General features: G+C 62.0%; 23 protein-coding genes. 4 read left to right on the plus strand and 19 right to left on the minus strand.

Annotation, left to right across the window (positions count from 1 at the left end; genetic code table 11):
- Window positions 1-77 precede the first annotated feature (77 nt).
- The gene (locus AC58X1_RS13610; RefSeq protein WP_101322691.1) at window positions 78-1307 is read left to right on the plus strand and encodes a nucleoside recognition domain-containing protein; all 1230 of its coding nucleotides are present in this window, start codon (window positions 78-80) and stop codon (window positions 1305-1307) included.
- Here AC58X1_RS13610 and AC58X1_RS13615 read toward each other — a convergent pair.
- From AC58X1_RS13615 to AC58X1_RS13655, 9 genes are all read right to left on the minus strand, one after another.
- A complete protein-coding gene (locus tag AC58X1_RS13615) occupies window positions 1289-1906 on the minus strand; it encodes an ABC-type transport auxiliary lipoprotein family protein (RefSeq protein ID WP_220632812.1) in 618 nt (205 codons plus the stop codon). The genes AC58X1_RS13610 and AC58X1_RS13615 overlap by 19 nt on opposite strands.
- Entirely contained in the window at window positions 1903-2841 is a 939-nt protein-coding gene (locus AC58X1_RS13620) for an MlaD family protein (RefSeq protein ID WP_188036900.1), read from the minus strand. Before AC58X1_RS13620 ends, AC58X1_RS13615 begins: the two co-directional genes overlap by 4 nt.
- A gap of 3 nt (window positions 2842-2844) precedes the next feature.
- Window positions 2845-3639 carry an ABC transporter ATP-binding protein gene (locus tag AC58X1_RS13625; protein WP_101322688.1) on the minus strand — a complete coding sequence of 265 codons (795 nt, stop codon included), beginning with the start codon at window positions 3637-3639 and terminating at the stop codon, window positions 2845-2847.
- A complete protein-coding gene (locus AC58X1_RS13630; RefSeq protein ID WP_101322687.1) occupies window positions 3636-4769 on the minus strand; it encodes an ABC transporter permease in 1134 nt (377 codons plus the stop codon). Before AC58X1_RS13630 ends, AC58X1_RS13625 begins: the two co-directional genes overlap by 4 nt.
- A gap of 71 nt (window positions 4770-4840) precedes the next feature.
- Window positions 4841-5869 (minus strand): DUF5924 family protein, encoded by a 1029-nt coding sequence (locus tag AC58X1_RS13635; protein WP_101322686.1) that lies wholly within the window; start codon window positions 5867-5869, stop codon window positions 4841-4843.
- A 75-nt stretch (window positions 5870-5944) separates the two neighbouring features.
- Window positions 5945-7351 (minus strand): M16 family metallopeptidase, encoded by a 1407-nt coding sequence (locus AC58X1_RS13640; RefSeq protein WP_188036899.1) that lies wholly within the window; start codon window positions 7349-7351, stop codon window positions 5945-5947.
- Between the two features lie 30 nt (window positions 7352-7381).
- On the minus strand, window positions 7382-9040 hold the full coding sequence (locus tag AC58X1_RS13645; protein WP_150570244.1) for a Na/Pi cotransporter family protein: 1659 nt from the start codon (window positions 9038-9040) through the stop codon (window positions 7382-7384).
- 230 nt (window positions 9041-9270) lie between these two features.
- Window positions 9271-10041 (minus strand): TerC family protein, encoded by a 771-nt coding sequence (locus AC58X1_RS13650; RefSeq protein WP_101322683.1) that lies wholly within the window; start codon window positions 10039-10041, stop codon window positions 9271-9273.
- Window positions 10042-10107: 66 nt separating this feature from the next.
- Window positions 10108-11415: a CitMHS family transporter gene (locus tag AC58X1_RS13655; RefSeq protein ID WP_101322682.1), complete on the minus strand. Its 1308-nt coding sequence runs from the start codon at window positions 11413-11415 to the stop codon at window positions 10108-10110.
- A gap of 268 nt (window positions 11416-11683) precedes the next feature.
- Here AC58X1_RS13655 and AC58X1_RS13660 point away from each other — a divergent pair, with 268 nt between their 5' ends.
- Window positions 11684-12085, plus strand: coding sequence for a GFA family protein (locus AC58X1_RS13660; protein ID WP_150570243.1), 402 nt, complete (start codon window positions 11684-11686; stop codon window positions 12083-12085).
- A 30-nt stretch (window positions 12086-12115) separates the two neighbouring features.
- On the opposite strand, the gene AC58X1_RS13665 is transcribed toward AC58X1_RS13660, so the two are convergent.
- The 10 genes from AC58X1_RS13665 to AC58X1_RS13710 form a co-directional block, all read right to left on the minus strand.
- Entirely contained in the window at window positions 12116-14074 is a 1959-nt protein-coding gene (locus AC58X1_RS13665) for a DUF7844 domain-containing protein (protein ID WP_497428967.1), read from the minus strand.
- Window positions 14071-14391 carry a DUF2388 domain-containing protein gene (locus AC58X1_RS13670; RefSeq protein WP_101322678.1) on the minus strand — a complete coding sequence of 107 codons (321 nt, stop codon included), beginning with the start codon at window positions 14389-14391 and terminating at the stop codon, window positions 14071-14073. The genes AC58X1_RS13665 and AC58X1_RS13670 overlap by 4 nt, the downstream gene beginning before the upstream one ends.
- A gap of 37 nt (window positions 14392-14428) precedes the next feature.
- Window positions 14429-14722: a DUF2388 domain-containing protein gene (locus tag AC58X1_RS13675; protein ID WP_101322677.1), complete on the minus strand. Its 294-nt coding sequence runs from the start codon at window positions 14720-14722 to the stop codon at window positions 14429-14431.
- An 89-nt stretch (window positions 14723-14811) separates the two neighbouring features.
- Window positions 14812-15129, minus strand: coding sequence for a DUF2388 domain-containing protein (locus AC58X1_RS13680; protein WP_101322676.1), 318 nt, complete (start codon window positions 15127-15129; stop codon window positions 14812-14814).
- A 292-nt stretch (window positions 15130-15421) separates the two neighbouring features.
- Window positions 15422-15634, minus strand: a complete 213-nt coding sequence (locus AC58X1_RS13685; protein WP_101322675.1) for a DUF1127 domain-containing protein — start codon at window positions 15632-15634, stop codon at window positions 15422-15424.
- Between the two features lie 396 nt (window positions 15635-16030).
- Window positions 16031-17524 carry a succinyl-CoA:acetate CoA-transferase ScpC gene (gene scpC, locus AC58X1_RS13690; protein ID WP_101322674.1) on the minus strand — a complete coding sequence of 498 codons (1494 nt, stop codon included), beginning with the start codon at window positions 17522-17524 and terminating at the stop codon, window positions 16031-16033.
- A gap of 179 nt (window positions 17525-17703) precedes the next feature.
- Entirely contained in the window at window positions 17704-19140 is a 1437-nt protein-coding gene (locus AC58X1_RS13695) for an NAD(P)(+) transhydrogenase (Re/Si-specific) subunit beta (protein WP_101322673.1), read from the minus strand.
- Window positions 19141-19142: 2 nt separating this feature from the next.
- Window positions 19143-19457 (minus strand): NAD(P) transhydrogenase subunit alpha part 2, encoded by a 315-nt coding sequence (locus tag AC58X1_RS13700; protein ID WP_497428968.1) that lies wholly within the window; start codon window positions 19455-19457, stop codon window positions 19143-19145.
- Between the two features lie 11 nt (window positions 19458-19468).
- Entirely contained in the window at window positions 19469-20590 is a 1122-nt protein-coding gene (locus tag AC58X1_RS13705; protein ID WP_101322671.1) for a Re/Si-specific NAD(P)(+) transhydrogenase subunit alpha, read from the minus strand.
- 425 nt (window positions 20591-21015) lie between these two features.
- On the minus strand, window positions 21016-21933 hold the full coding sequence (locus tag AC58X1_RS13710; RefSeq protein ID WP_181088428.1) for a LysR family transcriptional regulator: 918 nt from the start codon (window positions 21931-21933) through the stop codon (window positions 21016-21018).
- A gap of 165 nt (window positions 21934-22098) precedes the next feature.
- Between AC58X1_RS13710 and AC58X1_RS13715 the strand changes: the two genes are divergently transcribed.
- Both AC58X1_RS13715 and AC58X1_RS13720 read left to right on the plus strand, forming a co-directional pair.
- Window positions 22099-23280, plus strand: coding sequence for an acyl-CoA dehydrogenase (locus tag AC58X1_RS13715; RefSeq protein ID WP_101322669.1), 1182 nt, complete (start codon window positions 22099-22101; stop codon window positions 23278-23280).
- 15 nt (window positions 23281-23295) lie between these two features.
- Window positions 23296-24516 (plus strand): CaiB/BaiF CoA transferase family protein, encoded by a 1221-nt coding sequence (locus AC58X1_RS13720; protein ID WP_497428969.1) that lies wholly within the window; start codon window positions 23296-23298, stop codon window positions 24514-24516.
- Window positions 24517-24831 lie beyond the last annotated feature (315 nt).

Consider the following 24831-nt stretch of genomic DNA (forward strand, 5'->3'; position numbering starts at 1 on the left):
CGGGGTTTTTTGTTGCCTGCAGAAAGTACCCAGCCGCTTGCGTTATCATGCGTGGCATTTTTCGGGGGAACACGCGGATGCTAAACGGCCTTTGGCTCAGCTTTTTCCTGGTCGCGGCCATCTCCGCCATGGCGCAGTGGCTGGTCGGCGGCAACGCCGGGATCTTCGCCGCGATGGTCGAGAGCATCTTTGCCATGGCCAAGCTGTCGGTCGAAGTCATGGTCCTGTTGTTCGGTACCCTGACCCTGTGGCTGGGCTTTCTCAAGATTGCCGAACAGGCCGGCATCGTCGAGTGGCTGGCGAAGATGCTCGGGCCGCTGTTCGCCCGGCTGATGCCGGAGGTGCCCCGCGGCCACCCTGCGCTGGGCTTGATCACCATGAACTTCGCCGCCAATGGCCTGGGCCTGGACAACGCGGCGACGCCGATCGGCCTGAAGGCCATGCGCGCACTGCAGGAGCTCAACCCGAGCAGCACCACGGCGAGCAATGCGCAGATCCTGTTCCTGGTGCTCAACGCCTCGTCGCTGACCCTGCTGCCGGTGACCATCTTCATGTTCCGCGCCCAGCAAGGCGCACCTGACCCGACCATGGTGTTCCTGCCGATCCTGCTGGCCACCAGCGTCTCGACCCTGGTCGGGCTGCTGTCGGTCGCGGTAATGCAGCGGCTGCGCTTGTGGGATCCGGTGGTGCTCGCCTATCTGATCCCTGGCGCGCTGCTGCTGGGCGGCTTCATGGCGTTTCTGGGCACGCTGTCGGCGACTGCGCTGGCAGGCCTGTCGTCGATCCTGGGCAACCTGACCCTGTTCGGCATCATCATGTCGTTCCTGGTGGTTGGCGCCCTGCGCCGGGTCAAGGTGTACGAAACCTTCATCGAAGGCGCCAAGGAAGGCTTTGACGTCGCCAAGAGCCTGCTGCCGTATCTGGTCGCCATGCTCTGCGCGGTGGGCGTGCTGCGCGCGTCTGGGGCGCTGGAGTTGGCATTGGACGGGATTCGCCACCTGGTCGAGTGGGTGGGCCTGGACACGCGCTTCGTCGATGGCCTGCCCACTGCGCTGGTCAAGCCGTTCTCTGGCAGCGCCGCGCGGGCCATGATGATCGAAACCATGCAAAGCCAGGGCGTCGACAGCTTCCCGGCATTGGTTGCGGCAACCATCCAGGGCAGCACCGAGACGACCTTCTATGTGCTGGCGGTGTACTTCGGCGCGGTCGGCATCCAGCGCGTGCGCCATGCAGTGGGCTGCGCGCTGCTGGCCGAGCTGTCCGGGGTGATCGCGGCGATCTGCGTCTGCTACTGGTTCTTCGCCTGAGCCTGAGCGACCTGAGCCAGTGTCCAGTCGACCAGCTGGCTCATCAGTTGGTCGCTGGCGGCACCAAAGCCGGTGACCACCGCAGGCACCTGAGTAGCACTTAGCGGCTGGCGCACTTCAAAGCGCCGGCTGGCGACGATGCGCTGGCTGCGGCCCTGCACCAGGCGCGCATCGTAGCTGATCACCACCTCTACCCTGCCCTCGCGGTATTCGCTGTTGAACGCCAGCAACTCGCCGGCCAGCTCGTAATCGGCTTGCAGATTGCTGTCGTCAGCGCTCAGGCGCTGTACCCGGCCATCACGCTGGAAGCCATCGAGCAGCCGATTGCGTACCAGCAACGGCACCGGGTCGCTCCAGCGGGCGCCTTTGTAGCCACTGATCACGTCGCCCTGGGCGATCACCGCAATGCGTTGCCCGGCGAGCGCCTCGCTGGCCAGTGGCTTGTTCACCCGCAGTGACCAGGTCAGCGGCGCGTTGCTGCTGGTGGGCTGCTTGACCGGCAGGCGGTAGATATCCACCGGCGGGCTTTGCGGCAGGATCGAGCAGGCGCTGGCCAGGCTCAGCGTGGCCAGCAGGGCGATCAGGCGCAGCGGGGTCATGGCTGGAACTCCTTGTCATTGTCGCGGCCCAGCAGATAGCCGCTTGGGTCGGCTTCGAGGCGGCGCGAGATGCCCTTGAGGGCGTTGAGGGTTTCGCGCAGTTCGCGGATCGCCGGGGTCAGCTGGTTCAAGCCCTGGGCGCCATCGTCGATGGCCTCGCGGTTATTCTTGAGCAGGTCGTTGATGGTTGCGGTGCTCTCGGCCAGGGCGTTCATGGCCTGCTCGGCGCTGCCGAAGGCTTGCTTGCCCTGGGTGCCGAGCAAGCCGTTGGCGTTGCGCATCAGCGCCTGGGTCTCGGCCAGGGTGGCGTTGGCCTGTTTGCCGACTGCAGCCAGCTGGGCGATGGCGTCGCTGATACTGCCTTTTTGGCTGGCGAAAGCGCCGGTGGTCTGCTCAAGGTTGGCCAAGGTGTTGCTGAGGCGGCTGACGTTGTCGTCGGAGAGCAACTGATTGGCGTTGTGCAACAACAGGTTGATGTTGCCGACCACGTCGCTGCTGTCGTTGAGCAGGCGCGAGATCGGCGATGGCGAGGCAACGATCACCGGCAATTGGCCGTCCTTGCCTTTCAGTTCTGGGCTTTGTGGGGTGCCGCCGCTGAGCTGGATAAAGGCGTTGCCGGTAACCCCGGCCAGGGTCAGCTTGGCCTGGGTGTCCTGCTTGACCGGCGTGTCGGCGCTGAGGCGGATGCGTGCCAGCACCCGACGTGGGTCTTGCGGGTCCAGGCGCAGGGTGGTGACGTCACCGACCTTGATGCCGTTGTACTGCACCGGGCTGCCGCGCGAAAGACCGGAGACCGCCTCGTTGAATACCACCTGATAGTCCTTGAAGGTCGAGTCGACGCTGGACTTGGTCAGCCACAAGCCGAACAACAAGGCGCCAGCCACGACCAGAACGGTGACCAGACCGATCAACACATGATGAGCTCGGGTTTCCATGCTTCAGCGCTCCTGCCCGACACGGCTGGCAGCTTGAGCCGCTGCGCGCCCGCGTGGGCCGTGAAAGTAATCGTGGATCCAGGGATCGTCGGTAAGCTCGACCTCGGCCAAGGGGCCGGCTACCAGCACCTTTTTCTGCGACAGCACGGCGATGCGGTCGGTAATGGTGTACAGCGTATCCAGGTCATGGGTGATCAGGAACACGCTCAAACCCAACGCATCACGCAGGGTCAGGATCAACTGGTCGAAGGCCGCCGCACCGATCGGGTCGAGCCCGGCGGTGGGTTCATCCAGAAACAGGATGTCCGGGTCCAGCGCCAATGCCCGCGCCAGCGCCGCGCGCTTGATCATCCCGCCTGACAGCGATGCGGGGTACTTGTCGGCGGCGGAAATCGGCAGCCCTGCCAGGGCCAGCTTGACCCCGGCAAGATGCTCGGCATCAGTGCGCGACAGGCCGGCGTGTTCGATCAGTGGCAGGGCAACGTTTTCGGTAATGGTCAGCGACGAGAACAACGCGCCCTTCTGGAACAGTACGCCAAAGCGCCGCTCGACCTGCGAGCGCTGTTCGTTGTCGAGGGTGGCCAGGTCCTGGCCGAACACCTTGACCTGACCCTCGTCGGGCTGGCGCAGGCCAACGATGCTGCGCAGCAGCACCGACTTGCCGCTGCCCGAGCCGCCGACTACCGCGAGGATCTCGCCTTTGTATAGATCGAGGTCGAGATTCTCGTGCACGCTCTGGCTGCCAAAGCGGTTGCACAGCCCGCGCGCCTGGATCACTGCCTGGGTTGCTGCACTCACCAGCCCATCTCCATGAAGAACAGCGCTGCAACGGCATCCAGCACGATCACCACGAAGATCGACTGGACCACCGCCGAGGTGGTGTGGGCGCCTACCGACTCGGCACTGCCGCTGACCTTGAAGCCTTCCAGGCAACCGATCGCGGCAATCAGAAAGGCAAAGAACGGCGCCTTGGCCAGGCCTACCAGCAGGTGCTGCACACCGATATCGGTCTGCAGCAGGGAAAGGAACATGGCTGGCGAGATATCCAGCGACAGCGCACAGACCACGCCGCCTCCGACGATGCCGCAGATCATCGCGACAAAGGTCAGCAGCGGCAGCGTGATCAGCAATGCCAGTACTCGCGGCACTACCAGCAGTTCGATCGGGTTGAGGCCGAGGGTGCGGATGGCGTCGATCTCTTCGTTGGCCTTCATCGAGCCGATCTGCGCAGTAAAGGCGCTGGCAGTGCGCCCGGCCATGAGAATGGCAGTCAGCAGCACGCCAAACTCACGCAGGAACGAGAACGCCACCAGGTCGACGGTGAAGATGGTCGCACCAAATGCGGCGAGCACCGTGGCGCCGAGAAAGGCCACCACTGCGCCGACCAGAAAGGTCAGCAAAGCGATGATCGGCGCGGCGTTGAGGCCAGTCTGCTCGATATGAGCAACGACCGGTGTGAGCCGCCAGCGGTGTGGCTGCAGCGCACGCAACAGCAGGGTCTGGATGATCAGGCCAATGAAGCCGAGCAGTTGCAGGGTGTCGCCCCACAGCTTGTTGACCGAGCAGCCGATGCGCTCGAGCAGCATCAGCAGCACCGGCCGTTCGGCTTGCTTGAGTGGGATGCAGTAGTCCTGCACCGAGTGGTAGACCGTCTTCAGCAGGGCCCGGTTGGCCGCGCCGAGGTCATCGGTGCAGCGCGACAGCCGCTCGCTGCCGAGCAGTTCGGCCAGCAGCGAGGCGCCGGCAGTGTCGAGGCGGCCGAGCTGGCTGAGGTCGGCGCGGGTGTCACTGCTGTATTGACTGCGCAGGCGCTCGCTGTCGCGCTTGAGCTGGGCGTAGTGGGCCAGGGTCCAGTCACCGCTGATGCGCAGGCACGGCGGTTGGCTGCTGGTGTCCAGAGTGGCGCTCGGTGTAGTCATGGGCTCCATGCTTCTGACAGTGCGCGAGGAAGGCACCGATCATAGCGCAGTGCGGGCGCTGCCGGGCAATGGCGATCTGCTCAGCTGGCTGGGGCCGCAGCAGCGTCGACCACCTTGAAGCGCAGCACGCCGATAACCTGGCCGTCCTCGGTCAGCACGCGGACTTGCCAGCGGCCCACCGGGTTGGGCGGGAAGTTCTGCTTGTGGGTCCAGGCGCGGTAGCCTTCCTTGCGCCCGCCATGAATATCCAGGGCGATCCGGTCGACCTCTTTACCGTTCAACTGCCAGACGTGATAGATCCGCTCGTTGAGCCCGCGCGGTGCGTTGATCGCGGTGTATGCATACAGCCCCGCGCCGCGAATCTGGTTGACCGGAATCTCATCCAGCGAATCACCCGGCTGGCGGTTGATCACTTCGGTGCTCACCGCCACTTCGGTCAGCCACAGGGTGGCGGGCGGCACCCAGGAGCGCAGCAGCCAGCCGCCGGCACCCACCGACAGCGTCACCAGTACCAGCGCGACGCCGCGGCGCCAGTTGGTGATCGGGAAGCTGCTGGCCAGGCTTGGGAACGACAGCGCCATGGCCGCGATCAGCGCCAGCTTGAAGCTCTGCGCGGTGGTCAGGTGAAGGATGATCGGCAGCGCCGTCAGCAGCGCGGCAAACAGGGTCAAGGTATGCAAGGCCATGAACAGCCAACGCCGCGGCGCCAGCCAGCGGTAGTAAAGCGGGTCGACGATCGAGATCACCCCAGCGGCGCCGAGCAGGCCCGTAAAGATCAACTGGCCGCTGTTCCAGGTGGTGGTGATGAAAAAGAATGGCAGGACGAAGAACAGGCTCTCCTGGTGGATCATCTGCGTGGCGTAGCGCAGTAGCGGCTGCGGGATCTCCCGCTTGAAGGTGCGGGCGAACAAACCAGTCAGGGTGTTCTCCAGCATCAGCCATATCCAGCTGACCAACAGCAGGATCGCCACCCAACTCGCCAGCCCGGCCTGGCGGTCGACCAGGATGAAGCTGCCGATCCCGGACAGGAAGCCGCCCAGCGCAATCACGCCTGGGTAGCGTTTGAGCAGTTCGATGATGCGCTGGACGATATGCGGGATGGGCGGCATGGACGGGCTACAGAAAGAGTATGGGGGCCACCATCGCGGCGGCCCCGCGATGGCTCTGCACAGGATACCGCTGAATCAGCGCTGGCGTGTAGCGCCGCTGGGCTTGCTCGGTGTGTGACGGCGACGGCGCAGCAGGCCCAGGGCGAGAATCACACCGAGCAGCAAAGCCACCAGGCCGTACAGTTCGTCATAGCCAAGCAGCGGCTGCTCGATGCGCACGTACCCCGGCTCCTTGAGCAACTCCTGCAAGGCGGCGTCGGCCTGTTTCAGGCTGACCTGGCGTAATGCGCGGATCGGGTCGCTGAAGCGGCCGTCGGTGTAGTTGTTCAAAGCGCCCCAGTAATAGTCGGCCAAGGCGCTGTTGCCCTGGCTGTTCCAGCTCTCGCGGGCGATGGCGGCTTCCTTGATGCGGGCAAAGGTATCCGCGTCGAGGCCGTTTTTGCGCAGGTGCTCGAACAGCTCCTGCAACACCTTGATCGCTGCGTTGAGGTCTTCGCGCTCGAGGTCGGCGTTGAGGCTGAGCATGCCGCTGTCGCCGAAGCTTTCACGCTGCACCGAAGGCCCGTAGGACAGGCCGTGGCGCAGGCGTAGCTGGTCGTAGACTGCCCACTCCAGGTAACGCGAAACCAGGTCGAGGGTCTGCTCGTGGCCGCTGTCCAGCACCGGCTCGATGAACAGCCAGTGCAGTTTGACGCTGTCGCCCAGCCAGCCGCGGGTCAGGTCGCGGCGCTGCTCGGCCTGTTGGCTGATGCTGTCGAGGTTACGCCGCTCGCCGGGCTCGGTCGCCGGCAGCTCGCCGTAGCTGCGTTCGAGATAGGCCGGCAGCAAGCGGTCAAGGCCGCCGACCACGATCAGGGTCATGTTGTTGGCTGCGTACCAGTGGTCGCGCAGAGCCTGCACTTGCTCAAGAGTCATGTCGTCGAGGTTGGAGCGCGCCGGGCATTTCAGCCCCAGCTCGACTGCCAATTGGTCACTGGCGCGATGGCCGATGTCCTGGCGGTCGAGCCAGCGTTGCAGGTGGCCGTAGTGGCCGCCGTCTTCACGCTCGATGATCTGCTTGGCAGTGGCCAGGGCCTTGGCGTCGATTTTGGTATCGCGAACGGCCGCCAGCAGCAGGTCGAGCACCTTGCGCTGGTTGCGCGCCGGGGCCTCGATAACGAAGGTGGTGTCGGCGCTGCTGGTGTAGGCATTCCATTCGCCGCCCAGTGCCTGCATGCGTTCTTCCAGGCCGCCCTCGCCGGTTTCATCGATGCCGCTGAACAGCAGGTGCTCGAGCAGGTGCGGCAGCTCACGCTGGTCGCACTCGAAGTCATCGAGGCCGACCCCGACGATCAGGCGGATCGCGACATGGTCGCGCTCGTAGCCGGATTTGAGGATGACCTGCAGGCCGTTGGGCAACAGGTAGCCTTCGACCTTGGAGCGGTCGAGGGCCAAGGTCGGCAGGCTGCAGATCAGCAGGCAAATCAACATCAGGCTACGCATAGGCGAGCAGGGGTCTCCAGATGGTGCAGGTCAGGGCTGGCGGGCTTCGTCCGGCACGCTGTCGAGCATAAGCCCGCCGGTGTCCGAGCCGCCCAGTACCACATAGGCACTGCTGCAGAACAAAGAGTTCAACCGCTTCATGTCGGCGATCAGCTCCAGATGCAGTGAACTGGTCTCGATACTCTGCACCACTTTGCGTTGCAAACGGCTGACATGGGCGTGGGCCAGGCGCCGTTCCTGGGCGCGGAAGCGGCGTTTCTCACGGAGCAGCAACTGCGCGCTTTCCGGGTCGGCGCTGAGAAACACCGACAGGCCCAGGCGCAGGTTGGCCAGCAGTTGTTCCTGCAGGCCGGTCAGCTCTTCCAGGCCGACCTGGGAGAACTCGCGGCGCTGTGAGGTCTTTTGCTGCTGGACCTTGCGCAGCATGCGCTCGACCAGGTCGCTGGCCATCTTCAGGTTGACCGAGATCTCGATGATCTCGGCCCAGCGCCGGTTGTCCTGGGCGCTGAGGTCCTCGCGGTCCATCTGCGCCAGGTACAGCTTGATCGCGCTGTACAGGGCGTCGACGTCTTCAGTGTAGGCGCGGACCTGCTGCGGCAATGCGGTCTGAGTGCCGCGCAAGGCGGCGAGCATGGCCTCGAGCAGGCTCTCGACGATGTCGCCCAGGCGCAGGGTTTCGCGGGCGGCGTTGGCCAGCGCCAGGCTTGGCGTTTGCAACGCGGACGGGTCGAGATGGCGCGGGCGGATCTGGCCGTTGCTGCTTTCGCGCTCCGGCAGGAGGAAGTTGCACAGCCGCGCCATCGGCGTCACGGTCGGCAGCATGAGCACGCAGCGCAGCGTGTTGTAGAGCAGGTGGAAGCCGATCACCAGTTCCTGCGGGCTGAGCTTGAGGGTGTCCATCCAGTCGACCAGCGGGTGCAGCACCGGGATCATCAGCAGCAGGCCGATCAGTTTGTACAGCAGGCTACCCAGTGCCACCCGGCGGCCTGCCGAGTTCTGCATGCTGGTAGTCAGAAAGGCCAGCAAGCCACTGCCGATGTTGGCGCCGATCACCAGGCCGATGGCCACCGGCAGGCTGATCAGGTCCGAGCCGGCCAGGGTTGCGGTGAGCAGCACAGCCGCCAGGCTCGAGTAGGAAATCATCGCGAACAGGGCGCCGACCAGGGCGTCGAGAAGGATATCCCCGGTCAGCGAGGCGAACAGTACCTTGACCCCTTGTGCCTGGGTGATCGGCGTAGCCGCCTGCACGATCAGTTGCAGGGCCAAAATGATCAGGCCCAGGCCAATCGCTACCCTGCCCATCTGGCCGAGGCGAGTCTGCTTGCGCGAGAGGAAGAAGATCACCCCAATGAACAGCAGCAGGGGCGACAGCCACGACAGGTCGAAGGTCAGCACCCTGGCCATCAGCGCGGTGCCGACGTCGGCCCCGAGCATGATTGCCAGCGCCGGGGTCATCGCCATCAGGCCTTGGCCGACGAACGAGGTCACCAGCATGGCAGTGGCGTTGCTGCTCTGGACCATGGCTGTGACGACGATGCCGGCGAGAAACGCCAGCGGGCGTTTGCTCATGTTCTGGCTGATCACCCGGCGCAGGTTTGAGCCATACACCCGCAGAATGCCGGTGCGCACAATGTGCGTGCCCCACACCAGCAGCGCGACCGCCGAAAGCAGATTGAGCAGAGTCAGCATAGGCAAGGCCCCCGTTGCAATTGCCCCAAGACGGGGCCAAAAAATGAAGCCGTGAGCCTGGCCCGGGGCTGGGTGGTTGTCCCAGTGCTCACTCAAGCTTTAGTCGTTTTGTGCGTCTGCTGCCAGCTTGGCATGGCTGAAACCTATTTGAAACATTTCACTGGTGCAGGAGCGCCGGGGCGCCGCCCACAAAAAAGGCCCCGAAGGGCCTTTATCTGCAACTGCCAGGCTTACTGACCAGGCACGTCCTTACGCAGCTTCACCGCATCAGGCTCGGCGCCTTCCTTGCGTGCACGGGCAGTACGCATACGGATGTTGATGGCTTCTACCGCCAGCGAGAACGCCATGGCGAAGTAGACATAGCCCTTCGGCACATGCACATCGAAAGATTCGGCGATCAGCACGGTACCGACGACGATCAGGAACGAAAGCGCGAGCATCTTCAGCGATGGGTGCTTGTCGATGAAGTTACTGATAGCACCAGCGCAGAGCATCATCACCAGCACCGCCACGACGATCGCGGCGATCATCACCGGTACGTGCGAGACCATGCCGACTGCAGTGATCACCGAGTCCAGCGAGAACACGATGTCGATAATGGCGATCTGGATGATGGTGTAGAGGAACTTGCCACCAGCGCCTTTCGGGCCGTCGCTGCTCTCGTCTTCACCTTCCAGGCCGTGGTAGATCTCTTGCGAGCTCTTCCACAGCAGGAACAGGCCACCGAAGAACAGAATCAGGTCGCGCCCGGAGATGCCTTGGCCGAACACTTCGAACAGGTCGGCGGTAAGGCGCATTACCCAGGTGATCGACAGCAACAGCAGGATCCGCGTGACCATGGCCAGGGCCAGGCCGAAGATCCGGGTACGCGGCTGCATGTGCTTGGGCATGCGGCTGACCAGGATCGAGATCATGATGATGTTGTCGATACCGAGGACGATCTCAAGTGCCGTCAGGGTCAAAAAGGCAACCCAGATTTCTGGGCTGGTCAGCCATTCCATATGTATTCCTTCAAACGTAAAAAGGCGCTGCGCCCGATAGGGACGCAGCGCGATGGGGCTTATGAATTAGAGACTGCTGAACAGCGGGAAAGTCCCCAGCAGCAGTGCGCCGAGCATTATGCACATGCACACCAGCACTGCCCACTTGAGCGTGAAGCGCTGATGATCGCCGAACTCGATGCCGGCCAGCGCGACCAGCAGGTAGGTCGAGGGTACCAGCGGGCTGAGCAGATGCACTGGCTGGCCGACGATCGACGCGCGGGCCATTTCCACCGGGGTGATGCCGTAGTGGCTGGCCGCTTCGGCCAGCACCGGCAGCACACCGTAGTAGAAGGCATCGTTGGACATGAAGAAGGTGAACGGCATGCTGACAAGGGCGGTGATCACAGCCAGGTACGGGCCGAGTGCGTCCGGGATGACTGCCAGCAGGCTTTTCGACATGGCGTCGACCATGCCGGTGCCGGACAGGATGCCGGTGAAGATACCCGCGGCGAAAATCAGCCCGGTCACTGCCAGCACGCTGCCGGCGTGGGCCGCAATGCGGTCCTTCTGCTGTTGCAGGCATGGGTAGTTGACGATCATGGCGATGCTGAAGGCAACCATGAACAGCACCGGCAGTGGCAGCAGGCCAGCGATCAGCGCGACCATCAGGGCCAAGGTGAGGGCACCGTTGAACCAGATCAGCTTCGGCCGGCGTGCTTCAGGGAACTGCGACACGCTGATAGCGCTGTGGTCGATGTCGTCGGTCGGCAGGTGCAGTTCACCCAGGCGGGCGCGCTCACGTTTGCCGTACATGTAGGCGATGACCAGGATGGCCACCACGCCGAAGGCCATGGCTGGGATCATCGGTACGAAGATGTCGGACGGGTCTACATGCAGGGCACTAGCGGCGCGAGCGGTCGGCCCGCCCCATGGCGTCATGTTCATGACCCCGCCCGCGAGGATGATCAGGCCGGCCATGATCCGCGGGCTCATGCCCAGGCGGCTGTACAGCGGCAGCATGGCGGCGCAGCAGATCATGTAGGTGGTTGCACCGTCGCCGTCGAGCGAGACCACCAGGGCCAGCACTGCGGTGCCGACCGAGACTTTCAGCGGGTCACCCTTGACCGCCTTGAGGATCAGCCGCACAGCCGGGTCGAACAGGCCGGAGTCGATCATCAGGGCGAAGTAAAGAATGGCGAACATCAGCATCACGCCGGTTGGCGCGAGCTTGGTGATGCCTTGCAGCATCATCGGGCCGATTTCGGAGGAGAAGCCACCGAACAGGGCGAACAGGATCGGTACCAGGATCAGCGCGATCAAGGCCGAGAGGCGCTTGGTCATGATCAGGTACATGAAGGTGATGACCATGGCAAAGCCGAGGAAGGTCAGCATGGCAGTACTCCAGGCGTGGCGCGACGAATTAAAAAAAATGCTTCGGGCGGATCAGCGCGTGGGGCGCTGTGCTTGGAATAGCCGGAGGGGTATTGCGAAGAGGCGGACACAGGAAGACATCAGAATCACCATTGTTGTTGTTGATTGGGCCGGGTGCGGACTGGTCCGGGTACCCTGGCTGACCGGTCTTGTGCCGGTAGTGGGGGCTATCCTATGAGCGCAAGCTTTCAGCCAGCTTTCGCTGGCGCCAAGGTGACGAGAGGTAATCATGTCTGAGTTTGTCGAGGGCGGCTGCCATTGCGGCGCCATCAGGTATCGCCTGGCGGGCGATCTGAACGATGTTGCGCATTGCCATTGCTCGATCTGCCGGCGCGTCAGCGGTGGCCTGGTGGTGACCTGGATCACCCTGCCCAGGCGCGACTTTCGCTGGCTCAAGGGGCGGCCGCGGCTGTATGTGGCGCCTGCCAGTTGCAGTCGGTTTTTTTGTGGCGACTGTGGCGCGCATGTGGCCCTGAGCACTGAGCACAGCCCGCAGAGTATCGATGTGACCGTGGCAACTCTGGATCAGCCAGAGCGAGTCCAGGCCAATCGGCATATCTGGACCAGCAGCCGGGTAGCCTGGCTGCATCTGGATGAACAGTTGCCGGAAGAAGCCGAAGAAGCGCTGTAAGCCGCCGTTGCTGGTAACGGCGGCTTCTGTTCAGGGCAGTTGCAAGCCGCCAGCTGCTTTGTGCAGGGCGCGCAGGTGCTCACCGATCTGCTTGACGTTGGCTTCCACCGCTTTGATCTCCTTGCCGCGTGCCGGGTCGAGCAAGGCGCGGACTTCGGTATCGAGGTCGGTGCTCAGGCGCAACAACTGCGCCTGCCGCTCACGACTAACCTGCTCCAGCTGTTTGCGCTCGTCGGGTTGCGGCAAGCCGTAGCCATCGGTGCCCAGCAGCTCTGCCGGGCGGCTGAGGAAGCCGCTGTTGGCCAGCATCTGCTGCAAGGTGGCGTTGGCCTTGTCGACCGTGCCGTCCTTCAGCGCGGTGGAATTCAGGTAGCGCTGCTTGACCTCGTCCTGGGCCAGCAGCAACTGCCGGCGCAGCGCCGCTTGTTCGAGCAGCAGCAATGCCGCGCTGGTGCGCAGATCGGCCCGCTGGAACCATGGCTGGCGCTGTTCGGCATCTTGCGCCAGCCAGTCTTCAACTTCGACCTGCTTGACCGGCAACTGCTTTCTGAGCACGTCGAACATGGCCTGGTAGCGGTCACGGTAGGAGTCGAAGCGATAGCCCAGGCGCAGGGCCTCGCGGCGGTCCTCAAGCACACTGGTATCGGCCAGGCCGCGGCCTTTGAGCACCTCGAGCAAGCCGTTGGGCATGATGTTGTCGAGGTCTTTCAGGCGCGGGTTGGCGCTGCCGCTGCGCAGCAATTTGAGTCCTTCGACTGCGCAGTTGTTGGACAGGAACCAGTAGTTGCCGTCATAGCTCCAGTGCATCTCTGCCGCCTGACGCACGACGTTTTCGACTTCAGCGCGGCTGAGTTTGAGCGGCACCGAGGCAAGGCTGCGCAGTTCGGTCTTGGTGTACTCGTCGATCACCTGGTTCAGCGGCAGAACGAACAGCCGTGACGGATAAGCGCCGACCAGGCCAGACCAACTGGACAGCTGCACATCGTTGACGAAGGCGCGGTACGACAGCACCAGGCTCTGGTCCAGATCCAGCCGGCAATCCGGGCCACGTGGCCGGCCCGGTGCGCAGATCACCAGGCGCAGCATGCTGTGGCCCCAGCGGCTGACCAGGTTCTGGTTGGCCTCGGCCAGCAGGTAGTCGATTTCGTAAACCCGCTCGGGGTCGATTTCCCCCAACGGCTGGCGGGCGAAGTCATTGCCGGCATTGATGAATGGCAGGGTTTTCGCGCATTCGTTCTGTTGCGGCGCCCAGCCAAAGTGCTCGCGCAGGTACTGATTGAGGGCCGGCCGGCGGCAGCCGTAGCTTGGGTCGAGGAGGAAGTACTCCATATTGACCGCCACGTATTCCTTCGGGCTGCTCAGCTCATAACTGTCGGGGCTGCGCACCAATTGGTTGTTGTGCTGTTCGCGCTCGCCGCGGCGGCCGACATACTGCGGCCAGCCGGCCAGGTCAAGCAGGCGTGGGTCATCGCTGAGGGTGAAGCGTCGTTCGCCTTCGCCGCGGCATTCCCCTGGCAGGCCGATCTTGCCCAGCGTGTCCTGTTGGCGCTTGCAGCGGTTGATCAGCAGGCGATCGGCGCTGGGCCACAGGCGGGCGCGGTCATAGATATGGGTGAGTTCGTGAAGGACGGTGGCCAGCAGCTCCTGGCGTACCGTGCCGTGCGGCCGGCCGGTGGCCTGGGTGGCCGCGCTGCCATCGGCAAGCGCGGGCAGCAAGCGCCGGTTCAGGTCAAGCGTGGACACCAGCGAGGCCTGGCCATAAGCGTCGGCGGGCATGTGCTCGCTCCAGCTGACCTGCACGCGCCGATCCAGCTGCTGCTTGAACCGCGGCGGCAGCTTTGCCAGCGCTTCATCAAGCAGCGCCTGGGTGGCTTGCTGTTGTTGCTGGTCAAGCCCGTCAGCCTGCAGATCGAGCTGCAGGTCGGCCAGGGCGGGCGCGCCCAGCAGCGTCAGGACGCTGCCCAGCAGCCAGGCACGCATACGCTTCACAGCGCGAGAATAGCTTCGGCGAGCACCTGATCGCTGGCGTCGCGTGCTTCAGGCACACGCTGGCGAATGGTATTGAGTGCCGCTTCAAGCTGTGCACCGCGAATATCACCGCGGCTGGCAACGAAGCTGGCGGCGTCGTCGTGGGCATCCTGAACGATCTTCGAGTCGCGGATCGAAGTGGTGGTATCAGAAGTGAAATCGATCGAACGGCCAAAGGCGCGGACGATGATATTGCTGGTAGCCACCAGAGTCTGTGCATGGGCCAGGTCGGCCAAGAGCAGCATGCCGAGGGAAGCGGCGATCAGCGATTTACGCATGGAGCATCTCCAAACTAATACAGGGAGTCGAATTGAATCATTGGACGAGAATTGCTTCTGCCAGTTCAAGGTCGTCAGCAGATTGATAGCCAGCATGATGGCGCAAGGTGCGCAGTGCCGCCTGCAGGCGTACACCACGGATCAGACCGTCGGTGGCAACAAAGGCTGCGGCATCATCACGGGCCTGCACCATCAGCTTGCGATCGAACGGTGCGCTGGTCACCTTGCTGGTGACGTAACCAGTAACAACCAGGCTCTGGGTCGAGACATCCATGGCATGGGCGCTGCCCATCCCGGCGAGGGCAATCAGCAATGGCGAAAGATAACGCATGGGGTTTGGCAGGCTTGAACTCGGAGGGCGAAGGCTAACCCGAATACACGGCGCAGAGCCAGTGCACCCGGGTGTGCCGCAGGGCGGTGTTACAGGGCGAGGATCGCCTGCGCCAGTTGGGCATCACTGGCCTGCAGGGTTGGCGCCTGCTGGCGGATGTGACGGAAAGCGCTTTCCAGCTTGGCGCCACGAATCACACCTTCGCTGCCAACAAAGCTGGCGGCATCGTCGCGCGCAGCCTTGACGATCTTGTCGTCACGGAATGACGAGGTCACGTCGGAGGTGGCATCGGTAGTGGCAGCAACAGCGCCGACTACGGCATCGGTGGTGACGATGAAGCTGGTGGCATTGGCTGTGCCAGTCAGGGTCAGCAACAGGGCGGCGCCCAGCAAGTGGTTACGGGACATGGCGATGACTCCTGCAGATAAGGGCGGTGTGCTTGTGGTTATCGGACGCTCACTCGGCCTGTAACGGTACTTTATTTCACCGGCCGTTAGCGCAAGCGTATCACGCGTTGCTGTTTCTGGATGTGACGCAGCATACGTGCAAACTGTACTGGTATAAACCGAAAATCATTGAATTGTACTGGTTGCCGAGATATGGAGTTATGTATCAGCCGTAAAAACAAAAAACCCGTCACAGTTGCCTGTGACGGGTTTCAGGAATTCTCGGTGCCGGCCTGGGCCGGCAAGCCGGAGCTTAGCGCCAGAACGGCTTGCTCAGCTCTTCGTAACGCTGCGACTCGCTGATACCGGCGTCAGCCAGAAGGCGACCATCCAGGCGAGCAAGTTGACGGCGGCTGGCAATGCGACGCTGCCACAGGAGCAGAGTGGACAAAGCGCGCAGAGGCAGCGAGGTGTTGGATTGGCTGTTGCTTTCAAAAACCAGACCGGAACTGAGGGTGCGTTCCATGATATGTCTTCCTTCCGCTTGTGGCGGCATTAGGTAGTGATTTAACTGATGCCAATGATCCTCCTCTTGTGTCCATAACAGTAGGTACAGTTCACTTGTATTGGGCGGGTTCAGTTAACTGCATAACACGACTGTTGCACTGTTAATTGGCGAAACTGTACTGGTGCGCATCATTATGGTGCATTTATGGCTGTTGGGACTGCCTGACTTGCCGATTGAGTCAGTATTTACCGGTACAGTAGTACAGTTTAATTAAGTCAAAGCATTCAAACTGTTTTGTTGCGTTTGCTTGCCAAGCACTCAGGCAGCACAAAGCCGCGTCGAGCACCTTCTGCCTGAGGCAAAAAGTACACGACGCGGCTTCGTAGGAGGTCAAACCAGCCTACTCATTTGCAGTCAGCCGACCAGCATGCGCCCGGTTTCTTCCAGGTTTTCATGCCAGCTCAGCGCTTCGCGCAAAATGTGCGGCGTGTGTCCGCCGCGCTGGCAGGCGCGCTCGAAGTAATCGTTCAGCGCCGCCCGGTAATCGGGATGGACACAGTTGTCGATGATCACCCGAGCCCGCTCGCGCGGGGCCAGGCCACGCAAGTCGGCCAAGCCCTGCTCGGTGACGAGGATGTCGACGTCGTGCTCGGTATGGTCGACGTGGCTGACCATCGGCACTACGCTGGAGATCGCGCCCGCTTTAGCGATCGACTTGGTGACAAAGATCGCCAGGTGCGCGTTGCGGGCGAAGTCACCCGAGCCACCAATGCCGTTCATCATCCGCGTGCCGCAGACATGGGTCGAGTTGACGTTGCCATAAATGTCGAATTCGAGCGCTGTGTTGATGCCGATGATACCCAGACGCCGCACCACTTCAGGGTGGTTGGAGATCTCCTGCGGGCGCAGGACCAGTTTGTCCTTGTAGCGCTCGAGGTTGCCGAACACATCGGCGTTGCGTCGGCTCGACAGGGTGATCGAGCTGCCTGACGCGAAGCTCAGTTTGCCGGCGTCGATCAGGTCGAAGGTCGAATCCTGGAGTACTTCGGAGTACATGGTCAGTTCTTCGAACGGCGAGTCGATCAGGCCGCACATTACCGCGTTGGCGATGTTGCCGATGCCAGCCTGCAGCGGGCCAAGCTTGTTGGTCATGCGCCCTGCTTCGACTTCACTCTTGAGGAAGTTGATCAGGTGGTTGGCGATGCCCTGGGTCTCGTCATCCGGAGCCAGCACAGTAGACGGCGAGTCGGGCTGATTGCTGATGACGATGCCGACGATCTTGGCCGGGTCGATGGCAATCGCCGGGCTGCCGATACGGTCGTCGACCTTGGTCAGCGGGATTGGCGTGCGGGTCGGCCGGTAGCTTGGGATATAGATGTCATGCAAACCCTCGAGGTTGGGGTTGTGCGACAGGTTGATCTCGACGATCACCCGTTTGGCGAAAATGGCGAAGCTGGCCGAGTTGCCCACCGAGGTGGTCGGCACGATGTGGCCCTGTTCGGTGATCGCGACCGCTTCGATGACGGCAATGTCCGGCAGCGGCAGCTGTTTGTTACGCAGTTGCTCGACGGTTTCCGACAGGTGCTGGTCGATGAACATCACCATGCCCTGGTTGATCGCCTTGCGCAGTGTGCTGTCGACCTGAAACGGCATGCGCCGGGCGAGTACGCCGGCTTCGGTCAGCTGCTTGTCGAGGTCGTTGCCCAGGCTGGCGCCGGTCATCAGCGTGATTTTCAGCGGCGAGGTCTTCGCGCGCTCGGCAAGTGCGTGCGGCACGGCCTTGGCTTCGCCGGCGCGGGTAAAGCCGCTCATGCCGACGGTCATGCCGTCCTCGATCAGGGCAGCGGCATCGGCCGCACTCATTACCTTGCTGTGCAGGGAGGACAAGCGGATACGATCACGGTACATGGATTGTTATCTCAGGCTACTCAAGCTAGATGCGCAGTCTAGTGATTTCGCCCTGCTCCGTCCCACGACCATGGTCGTATGAGCGGCTTCGGCGCCGCGCCGTTGATCTGGATCAGGCAAATGCAAAAACCCCCGGTAATACAGCTCCGGGGGTTTTTGACTGTCTATATAGCAGCGGCTTAGTCGACGGCTTTGACCATGTCTTCGATGACCTTCTTGGCATCGCCGAACACCATCATGGTCTTGTCCAGATAGAACAGCTCGTTGTCCAGACCGGCATAACCGCTGGCCATCGAGCGTTTATTGACGATGACGGTCTTGGCTTTGTATGCCTCAAGGATCGGCATGCCGGCGATGGGCGACTTGGGATCGTTCTTCGCCGCCGGGTTGACCACGTCGTTGGCGCCCAGCACCAGCACCACATCGGCCTGGCCGAACTCGGCGTTGATGTCTTCCATCTCGAACACCTGGTCGTAAGGCACTTCGGCTTCGGCCAGGAGCACGTTCATGTGCCCAGGCATGCGCCCTGCCACCGGGTGGATCGCATATTTGACGGTCACGCCGTTGTGGATAAGTTTCTCGGTCAACTCCTTGAGCGCATGCTGCGCGCGGGCCACCGCCAGGCCGTAGCCCGGCACGATGATCACGGTGTCGGCATTGCTCAGCAGGAACGTCGCATCATCAGCGGAACCGGATTTGACCGGGCGTTGCTCCTGACTGCCGGCTGCTGCGCCGCTGTCGGTTGCGCCGCCAAAGCCGCCAAGGATTACGTTGAAGAACGAACGGTTCATCGCCTTGCACATGATGTACGAGAGAATCGCCCCGCTCGAACCGACCAGCGAACCGGCGATGATCAGCATCGAGTTGTTCAGCGAGAAGCCGATACCGGCCGCGGCCCAGCCTGAGTAGCTGTTGAGCATCGATACCACCACCGGCATGTCGGCACCGCCGATAGGGATGATGATCAGCACGCCCATGATGAACGCCAGAATCAGCATCAGGGTGAACGCGCTGTAGTGGCCGGTGAAGGTGAACAGCAGGCCGAGGGCAATAGTAGTAAGGCCCAGGATCAGGTTGAGTTTGTGCTGGCCGGCGAACTGTACCGGTGCACCCTGAAACAGGCGGAACTTGTACTTGCCCGAAAGCTTGCCGAAGGCGATTACCGAGCCGGAGAACGTCACCGCACCGATGGCAGCGCCGAGGAACAGCTCCAGGCGGTTGCCGGTCGGGATCGGATCAGTGATAGCAGCAACGATGCCCATCGATTGCGGTTCAAGCACGGCGGTGATGGCGATGAACACCGCCGCCAGGCCGATCATGCTGTGCATGAAGGCGACCAGCTCAGGCATCTTGGTCATCTCGACGCGCTTGGCCATGATCGAGCCGGCAGTGCCGCCGATCAGCAGACCCAGCAGCACATAGCCGATACCGGCAGTGGCCAGCTCGGCACCGAGCTTGTAGATCAGGCCCACCGTGGTGAGCATGGCGATGCCCATGCCGATCATGCCGAACAGGTTGCCGCGGCGTGATGTGGTCGGGTGTGACAAGCCCTTCAATGCCTGAATGAAGCAGACCGAAGCGACGAGGTAGAGAAGCGTTACCAGATTCATGCTCATGCTTACTTCTGCGCCTCGTTCTTGATTTTCTTCTTGAACATCTCGAGCATGCGCCGGGTGACCAGGAAGCCACCAAAGACGTTGACCGCGGCCAGGGCCACGGCCAGGGTGCCCATGATCTTGCCTGCTGGGGTCACGGTCAGGGCGGCAGCGAGCATGGCGCCGACAATGACGATCGCCGAGATCGCGTTGGTCACCGCCATCAGCGGTGTGTGCAGTGCCGGGGTCACGTTCCAGACCACGTGGTAACCGATGTAGATGGCCAGCACGAAGATGATCAGGTTGTAGATGCCGTGGGAAATCAACATGTCTTCCATAGCTGTGCTCCTTAACCGTTGTTGCGGATGACATTGCCGTCGCGGCACATCAGGCACGCAGCAACAATGTCATCTTCGAGGTTGATCACCAGCGCACCGTCCTTGTCGAACAGCAGCTTCATGAAGTCCAGCAGGTTGCGTGCGTACAGCGCCGAAGCATCGGCCGCGACCTGGGCAGGCAGGTTGGTCGGGCCGACGATGGTCACGCCATGCTCCAGCACGACCTGGTCGGCCACGGTCAGCGGGCAGTTGCCGCCTTGCGCTGCAGCCAGGTCGATAACCACCGAGCCGGGCTTCATCTGCGCCACGGTTTCGGCGCTGAGCAGGGTGGGAGCCTTGCGGCCCGGGATCAATGCGGTCGTGATGACGATGTCGGCCTGCTTGGCGCGTTCGTGCACGGCTTGCGCCTGACGCTGCATCCAGCTGGCCGGCATTGGTCGCGCATAGCCGCCGACGCCTTGAGCGCATTCGCGCTCTTCATCGGTTTCGAACGGCACATCGAGAAACTTGGCGCCGAGCGATTCGATCTGCTCCTTGACTGCCGGACGCACATCCGACGCCTCGATCACCGCGCCCAGACGCTTGGCAGTAGCGATCGCCTGCAGCCCGGCGACACCGGCGCCGAGAATCAGCACGCGGGCAGCTTTCACCGTACCCGCCGCCGTCATCAGCATCGGCATGAAGCGCGGGTAATGATGGGCTGCCAACAGCACCGCCTTGTAACCGGCAATGTTGGCCTGCGACGACAGTACGTCGAGGCTCTGCGCCCGCGAAGTACGCGGCGCCGCTTCGAGGGCGAAGGCGGTAATCCCGCATTCGGCCATCTTGCCGATCAGTTCGCTGTTGAAGGGGTTGAGCATGCCTACCAGCAGGCTGCCGCGATTGATCAGGGCCAGCTCCTGATCAGACGGCGCAACGACCTTGAGCACCAGTTGCGCGCCAAAGGCATCGGCAGCGCTGCCAAGGGTGGCGCCTGCGGCTTCATAGGCACTGTCCGGAATGCTGGCGTTAAGCCCGGCCCCCCGTTGGACGGTGACCTGATGGCCTTGGCCAACCAGCTTCTTGAGGGTATCGGGGGTCGCAGCGACCCGCGTTTCGCCCGTCTGCGTCTCGAGAGGAACACCAATGTGCACGACTTTTCTCCTGCGGACCTTCTTATCGTTATTTAAGCCAGCAGGCGCACGGTCAACACCGCAACGCCAGCGACGCAGCCATAAGGCTCGAACCCGCCGAATCCCGGGCGGGCGAAGCATTTTGCAGAGGAACACAGCGGCCATCAACCGATTCTGGAGTGATACCGATGCATAACTACAAGTCACCCTGTGACCGTATGTCGCAAGTAACCGGCCGGGGGCGCTCTAGTACGGGCTTTTGGAAGATTAGACGATAAAACGAATTATTTTTTAGTGATTTCGCAGCTAGCATGCTCGAGGTCGTAAAAGACGCTGAAAGCCCCGTCTTTACTGGGTTTATAGCGATTTAGGCAGCCAGCATTACAGTTTTCATATATGCGACATAACAGTATATCTGTAGGTGTTTAAAATATTTGACTACAGAGTCAGCTTGTCTGCTTTGTGCCGTGCGTCTCTACGTAAATACGGGCTTGCTCTGCCAGCCAATCTCGGAACGCGCGCAGTGAAGCTGAAGCGACCTTGCGCTCGGGAATCATCAGATAGTAGGCCTTGGTGCTGGACAGCGCATGCCTGTTAGCGACCACCAGCCTGCCCTGCTGCAGCTCTTGTTGAATCAGGAATGGGGGAATCAGGGCGATGCCCATGTCATGCATGGCCGCCTGAGCCAGCATCGAAAACAGCTCATAGCGCGGACCGGTCATGTCGCGCTCGATGTTCAGTTCCAGGCTGCTGAACCATTGCCGCCAGGCGTAGGGTCTGGTGGTCTGCTGCAGTAAAGGCAGCTCGGCGATCTGCTTAGCGCTCAGTTCCAGCTGGCCCTGCAGCAGTGAGGGGCTGCAGACCGGCAATGGGTTCTCGCTCATCAGTCGGTGCGACTCGGTGCCTGACCAGTCGCCATCGCCGAAATAGATCGCTGCGTCGAATGCGGTGTCGGCGAACAGGAACGGCCGGGTGCGGTTGGTCAGGTTGACGGTCACCTCGGGATGACGCTGTTGAAAGTCCTTCAACCTCGGCAGCAACCATTGGGTGCCGAAGGTCGGGACCACCGCCAGCTCGATCACATTGGCGCCCTGCTGGCGCATCACCGACAAGGTGTCGCGCTCGACAGCATCCAACTGAGTGCTGACCTGACGGCTGTAAGACAAGCCGGCCTCGGTCAATTGCACCCCGCGCCTGGAGCGGCGAAACAGCTCGACGTTGAGAAACGCCTCCAGCGCAGCGATCTGGCGACACACGGCGCCTTGGGTCAGGGCCAGCTCAAGGGCGGCTTTGGTGTAGCTCTCGTGGCGAGCTGCTGCCTCGAAGCAGATCAGGGCAGTCGTGCTGGGGATCTTGCGCCGCATGTACGTCAACCTCACTTATATGTGCAGCAATTACGAATGCTGAGGATATACGGAGTGACGAAATGTCACTAGTAGGTGCGTAATAGTCGTTTGTCGTGGCTGATGATCGGGCCTAGGATCATTCCATGACCCTACTGCCCTGCCCCCTTTTCGAGGATTACGTTCATGGCCGGTAAAGCTAGCTTCAACTGGATCGACCCGTTGCTGCTCGATCAGCAGCTCACTGAAGAGGAGCGCATGGTCCGCGACAGCGCTTATCAGTTCGCCCAGGACAAGCTGGCGCCGCGCGTGGTCGAGGCGTTCCGCCATGAGCAGACCGACCCGAAGATTTTCCGTGAAATGGGTGAAGTCGGCCTGCTCGGCGCGACCATCCCAGAGCAGTACGGTGGCAGCGGCTTGAACTACGTGTGCTATGGCTTGATTGCCCGCGAGGTGGAGCGCATCGACTCCGGCTACAGGTCGATGATGAGCGTGCAGTCGTCGCTGGTGATGGTGCCGATCAACGAATTTGGCAGCGAAGCGCAAAAGCAGAAATACCTGCCCAAGTTGTCCAGTGGCGAATGGATCGGCTGCTTTGGCCTGACCGAGCCTAACCATGGTTCTGATCCGGGGGCGATGATCACCCGTGCGCGCAAGGTCGAGGGCGGTTACAGCCTGAGCGGCAGCAAGATGTGGATCACCAATAGCCCGATCGCTGATGTATTCGTGGTCTGGGCCAAGGATGACGCCGGTGATATCCGTGGCTTTATTCTGGAAAAGGGCTGGAAAGGCCTGAGTGCACCGGCGATTCACGGCAAGGTTGGCCTGCGCGCCTCGATTACCGGCGAGATCGTCATGGACAGCGTGTTTGTCCCTGAAGAAAACATCTTCCCAGAGGTGCGCGGCCTGAAGGGCCCGTTCACCTGCCTCAACTCGGCCCGCTACGGCATCTCCTGGGGCGCGTTGGGCGCAGCCGAAAGCTGCTGGCACACCGCACGTCAGTACACCCTCGACCGCCAGCAATTTGGCCGCCCGCTGGCAGCCAATCAGTTGATCCAGAAAAAGCTGGCTGATATGCAGACTGAAATTACCCTGGGCCTGCAAGGCTGCCTGCGCCTTGGGCGGATGAAGGACGAAGGCACCGCAGCCGTCGAGATCACCTCGATCATGAAACGTAACTCTTGCGGCAAGGCCTTGGAGGTCGCGCGACTGGCCAGGGACATGCTCGGTGGCAATGGCATTTCCGATGAGTTCGGCGTGGCGCGTCACCTGGTCAACCTTGAGGTGGTCAACACCTATGAAGGCACCCATGACATCCATGCGCTGATTCTTGGCCGCGCCCAGACCGGTATCCAGGCGTTCTATTAATAGAGGAGCCAGGCCATGGGTGCGCTTTCCCATCTGCGGGTGCTGGACCTTTCACGCGTACTGGCCGGGCCATGGTCCGGGCAGATCCTCGCTGACCTTGGCGCCGACGTGATCAAGGTCGAGCGGCCAGGTGCGGGTGACGATACTCGCGCCTGGGGGCCGCCCTTCCTCAAGGACGCCTATGGCGAGAACACCAGCGAGGCTGCTTATTACCTGTCGGCGAACCGTAACAAGCGTTCGGTGACCATCGACTTCACTCAGCCGGAGGGCCAGCGCCTGGTGCGTGAGCTGGCGGCCCGGTCGGATATCGTCATCGAGAACTTCAAGGTCGGTGGGCTGGCGGCCTATGGCCTGGACTACGCAAGCTTGAAGGCGGTCAACTCCAGGCTTATCTATTGCTCGATCACAGGCTTTGGCCAAACCGGGCCTTATGCCAAGCGTGCTGGCTACGATTTCATGATTCAGGGGCTGGGCGGGCTGATGAGCCTGACCGGCCGGCCTGAAGGGGAAGCGGGTGCGGGGCCGGTCAAGGTTGGCGTAGCGCTGACGGATATTCTTACCGGGTTGTATTCCACCGTAGCGATTCTGGCCGCCCTCGCCCATCGCGATCAGGCTGGCGTCGGCCAGCATATAGATATGGCCCTGCTGGATGTGCAGGTTGCCTGCCTGGCCAATCAGGCGATGAATTACCTCACCACCGGCAATGCACCGCGGCGCCTGGGTAATGCGCACCCTAATATAGTGCCGTATCAGGACTTCCCTACCGCCGATGGCGATTTCATTCTCACCGTGGGTAATGACGGGCAGTTCCGCAAGTTTGCCGAGGTAGCTGGCCAGCCGCAGTGGGCGGACGATCCACGCTTTGCCACCAACAAGCAGCGCGTTGCCAATCGCGCTGAGCTGATTCCGCTGATCCGTCAGGCGACGGTGTTCAAGACGACGGCCGAGTGGGTTGCGCAATTGGAGTTGGCCGGGGTGCCGTGTGGGCCGATCAATGACCTGGCGCAGATGTTCCAGGACCCGCAGGTGCTGGCCCGAGGGCTGGCGCTGAGTATCCCACATCCACTCGCAGGTAGCGTGCCGCAGGTGGCTAGCCCGATTCGGCTGTCCGAGACGCCGGTGGAGTATCGCCAGGCGCCGCCTCTATTAGGGGAACACACCGAGGCTGTGCTGAGCGAGCTGCTTGGGTTGGATGAACAGGCAGTGCGGCAGCTGCGCGCGGCGGGCGTCCTTTAAGACTGAGCATGCTTCTGTAGGTGGCGTGCGCTGTTCATCACCTCTGTTACAAGAATATTGCAACGTGTTGAATTAGTGCTTGACGCATTCCTGTGAGCCCTTATAATGCGCCCCACTTCCAGCGTAGTTGGAACGGAAAACTCCTTGAGTTTCAAAGAGTTAGAAGTTTCAGAGGTGCTGCAAGGGCTTCGATCGAAAGATCGCCAGCGGTGAAAAAGGCAGTTGACAGCAGGTTGTAACGCTGTAGAATTCGCCTCCCGCTACGAGAGATCGAAAGCGAGTCAAGTGTTTGAAGTTGAACGAGTTTCTCGCAAA

Source organism: Pseudomonas sp. PGPR N4, assembly GCF_059693665.1.

Bases quoted from the DNA above. Each gene is read 5' to 3' on its own strand.
- AC58X1_RS13650 (WP_101322683.1), bottom strand. From the start codon at position 10,041: ATGGAATGGCTGACCAGCCCAGAAATCTGGGTTGCCTTTTTGACCCTG.
- AC58X1_RS13670 (WP_101322678.1), bottom strand. From the start codon at position 14,391: ATGCGTAAATCGCTGATCGCCGCTTCCCTCGGCATGCTGCTCTTGGCC.
- AC58X1_RS13630 (WP_101322687.1), bottom strand. From the start codon at position 4,769: ATGGAGCCCATGACTACACCGAGCGCCACTCTGGACACCAGCAGCCAA.
- AC58X1_RS13620 (WP_188036900.1), bottom strand. From the start codon at position 2,841: ATGGAAACCCGAGCTCATCATGTGTTGATCGGTCTGGTCACCGTTCTG.
- AC58X1_RS13680 (WP_101322676.1), bottom strand. From the start codon at position 15,129: ATGTCCCGTAACCACTTGCTGGGCGCCGCCCTGTTGCTGACCCTGACT.
- AC58X1_RS13610 (WP_101322691.1), top strand. From the start codon at position 78: ATGCTAAACGGCCTTTGGCTCAGCTTTTTCCTGGTCGCGGCCATCTCC.
- AC58X1_RS13655 (WP_101322682.1), bottom strand. From the start codon at position 11,415: ATGCTGACCTTCCTCGGCTTTGCCATGGTCATCACCTTCATGTACCTG.
- AC58X1_RS13710 (WP_181088428.1), bottom strand. From the start codon at position 21,933: ATGCGGCGCAAGATCCCCAGCACGACTGCCCTGATCTGCTTCGAGGCA.
- AC58X1_RS13615 (WP_220632812.1), bottom strand. From the start codon at position 1,906: ATGACCCCGCTGCGCCTGATCGCCCTGCTGGCCACGCTGAGCCTGGCC.
- AC58X1_RS13720 (WP_497428969.1), top strand. From the start codon at position 23,296: ATGGGTGCGCTTTCCCATCTGCGGGTGCTGGACCTTTCACGCGTACTG.
- AC58X1_RS13635 (WP_101322686.1), bottom strand. From the start codon at position 5,869: ATGCCGCCCATCCCGCATATCGTCCAGCGCATCATCGAACTGCTCAAA.
- AC58X1_RS13715 (WP_101322669.1), top strand. From the start codon at position 22,099: ATGGCCGGTAAAGCTAGCTTCAACTGGATCGACCCGTTGCTGCTCGAT.
- AC58X1_RS13640 (WP_188036899.1), bottom strand. From the start codon at position 7,351: ATGCGTAGCCTGATGTTGATTTGCCTGCTGATCTGCAGCCTGCCGACC.
- AC58X1_RS13660 (WP_150570243.1), top strand. From the start codon at position 11,684: ATGTCTGAGTTTGTCGAGGGCGGCTGCCATTGCGGCGCCATCAGGTAT.
- AC58X1_RS13685 (WP_101322675.1), bottom strand. From the start codon at position 15,634: ATGGAACGCACCCTCAGTTCCGGTCTGGTTTTTGAAAGCAACAGCCAA.
- AC58X1_RS13700 (WP_497428968.1), bottom strand. From the start codon at position 19,457: ATGGAAGACATGTTGATTTCCCACGGCATCTACAACCTGATCATCTTC.
- AC58X1_RS13675 (WP_101322677.1), bottom strand. From the start codon at position 14,722: ATGCGTTATCTTTCGCCATTGCTGATTGCCCTCGCCGGGATGGGCAGC.
- AC58X1_RS13695 (WP_101322673.1), bottom strand. From the start codon at position 19,140: ATGAGCATGAATCTGGTAACGCTTCTCTACCTCGTCGCTTCGGTCTGC.
- AC58X1_RS13645 (WP_150570244.1), bottom strand. From the start codon at position 9,040: ATGCTGACTCTGCTCAATCTGCTTTCGGCGGTCGCGCTGCTGGTGTGG.
- scpC (WP_101322674.1), bottom strand. From the start codon at position 17,524: ATGTACCGTGATCGTATCCGCTTGTCCTCCCTGCACAGCAAGGTAATG.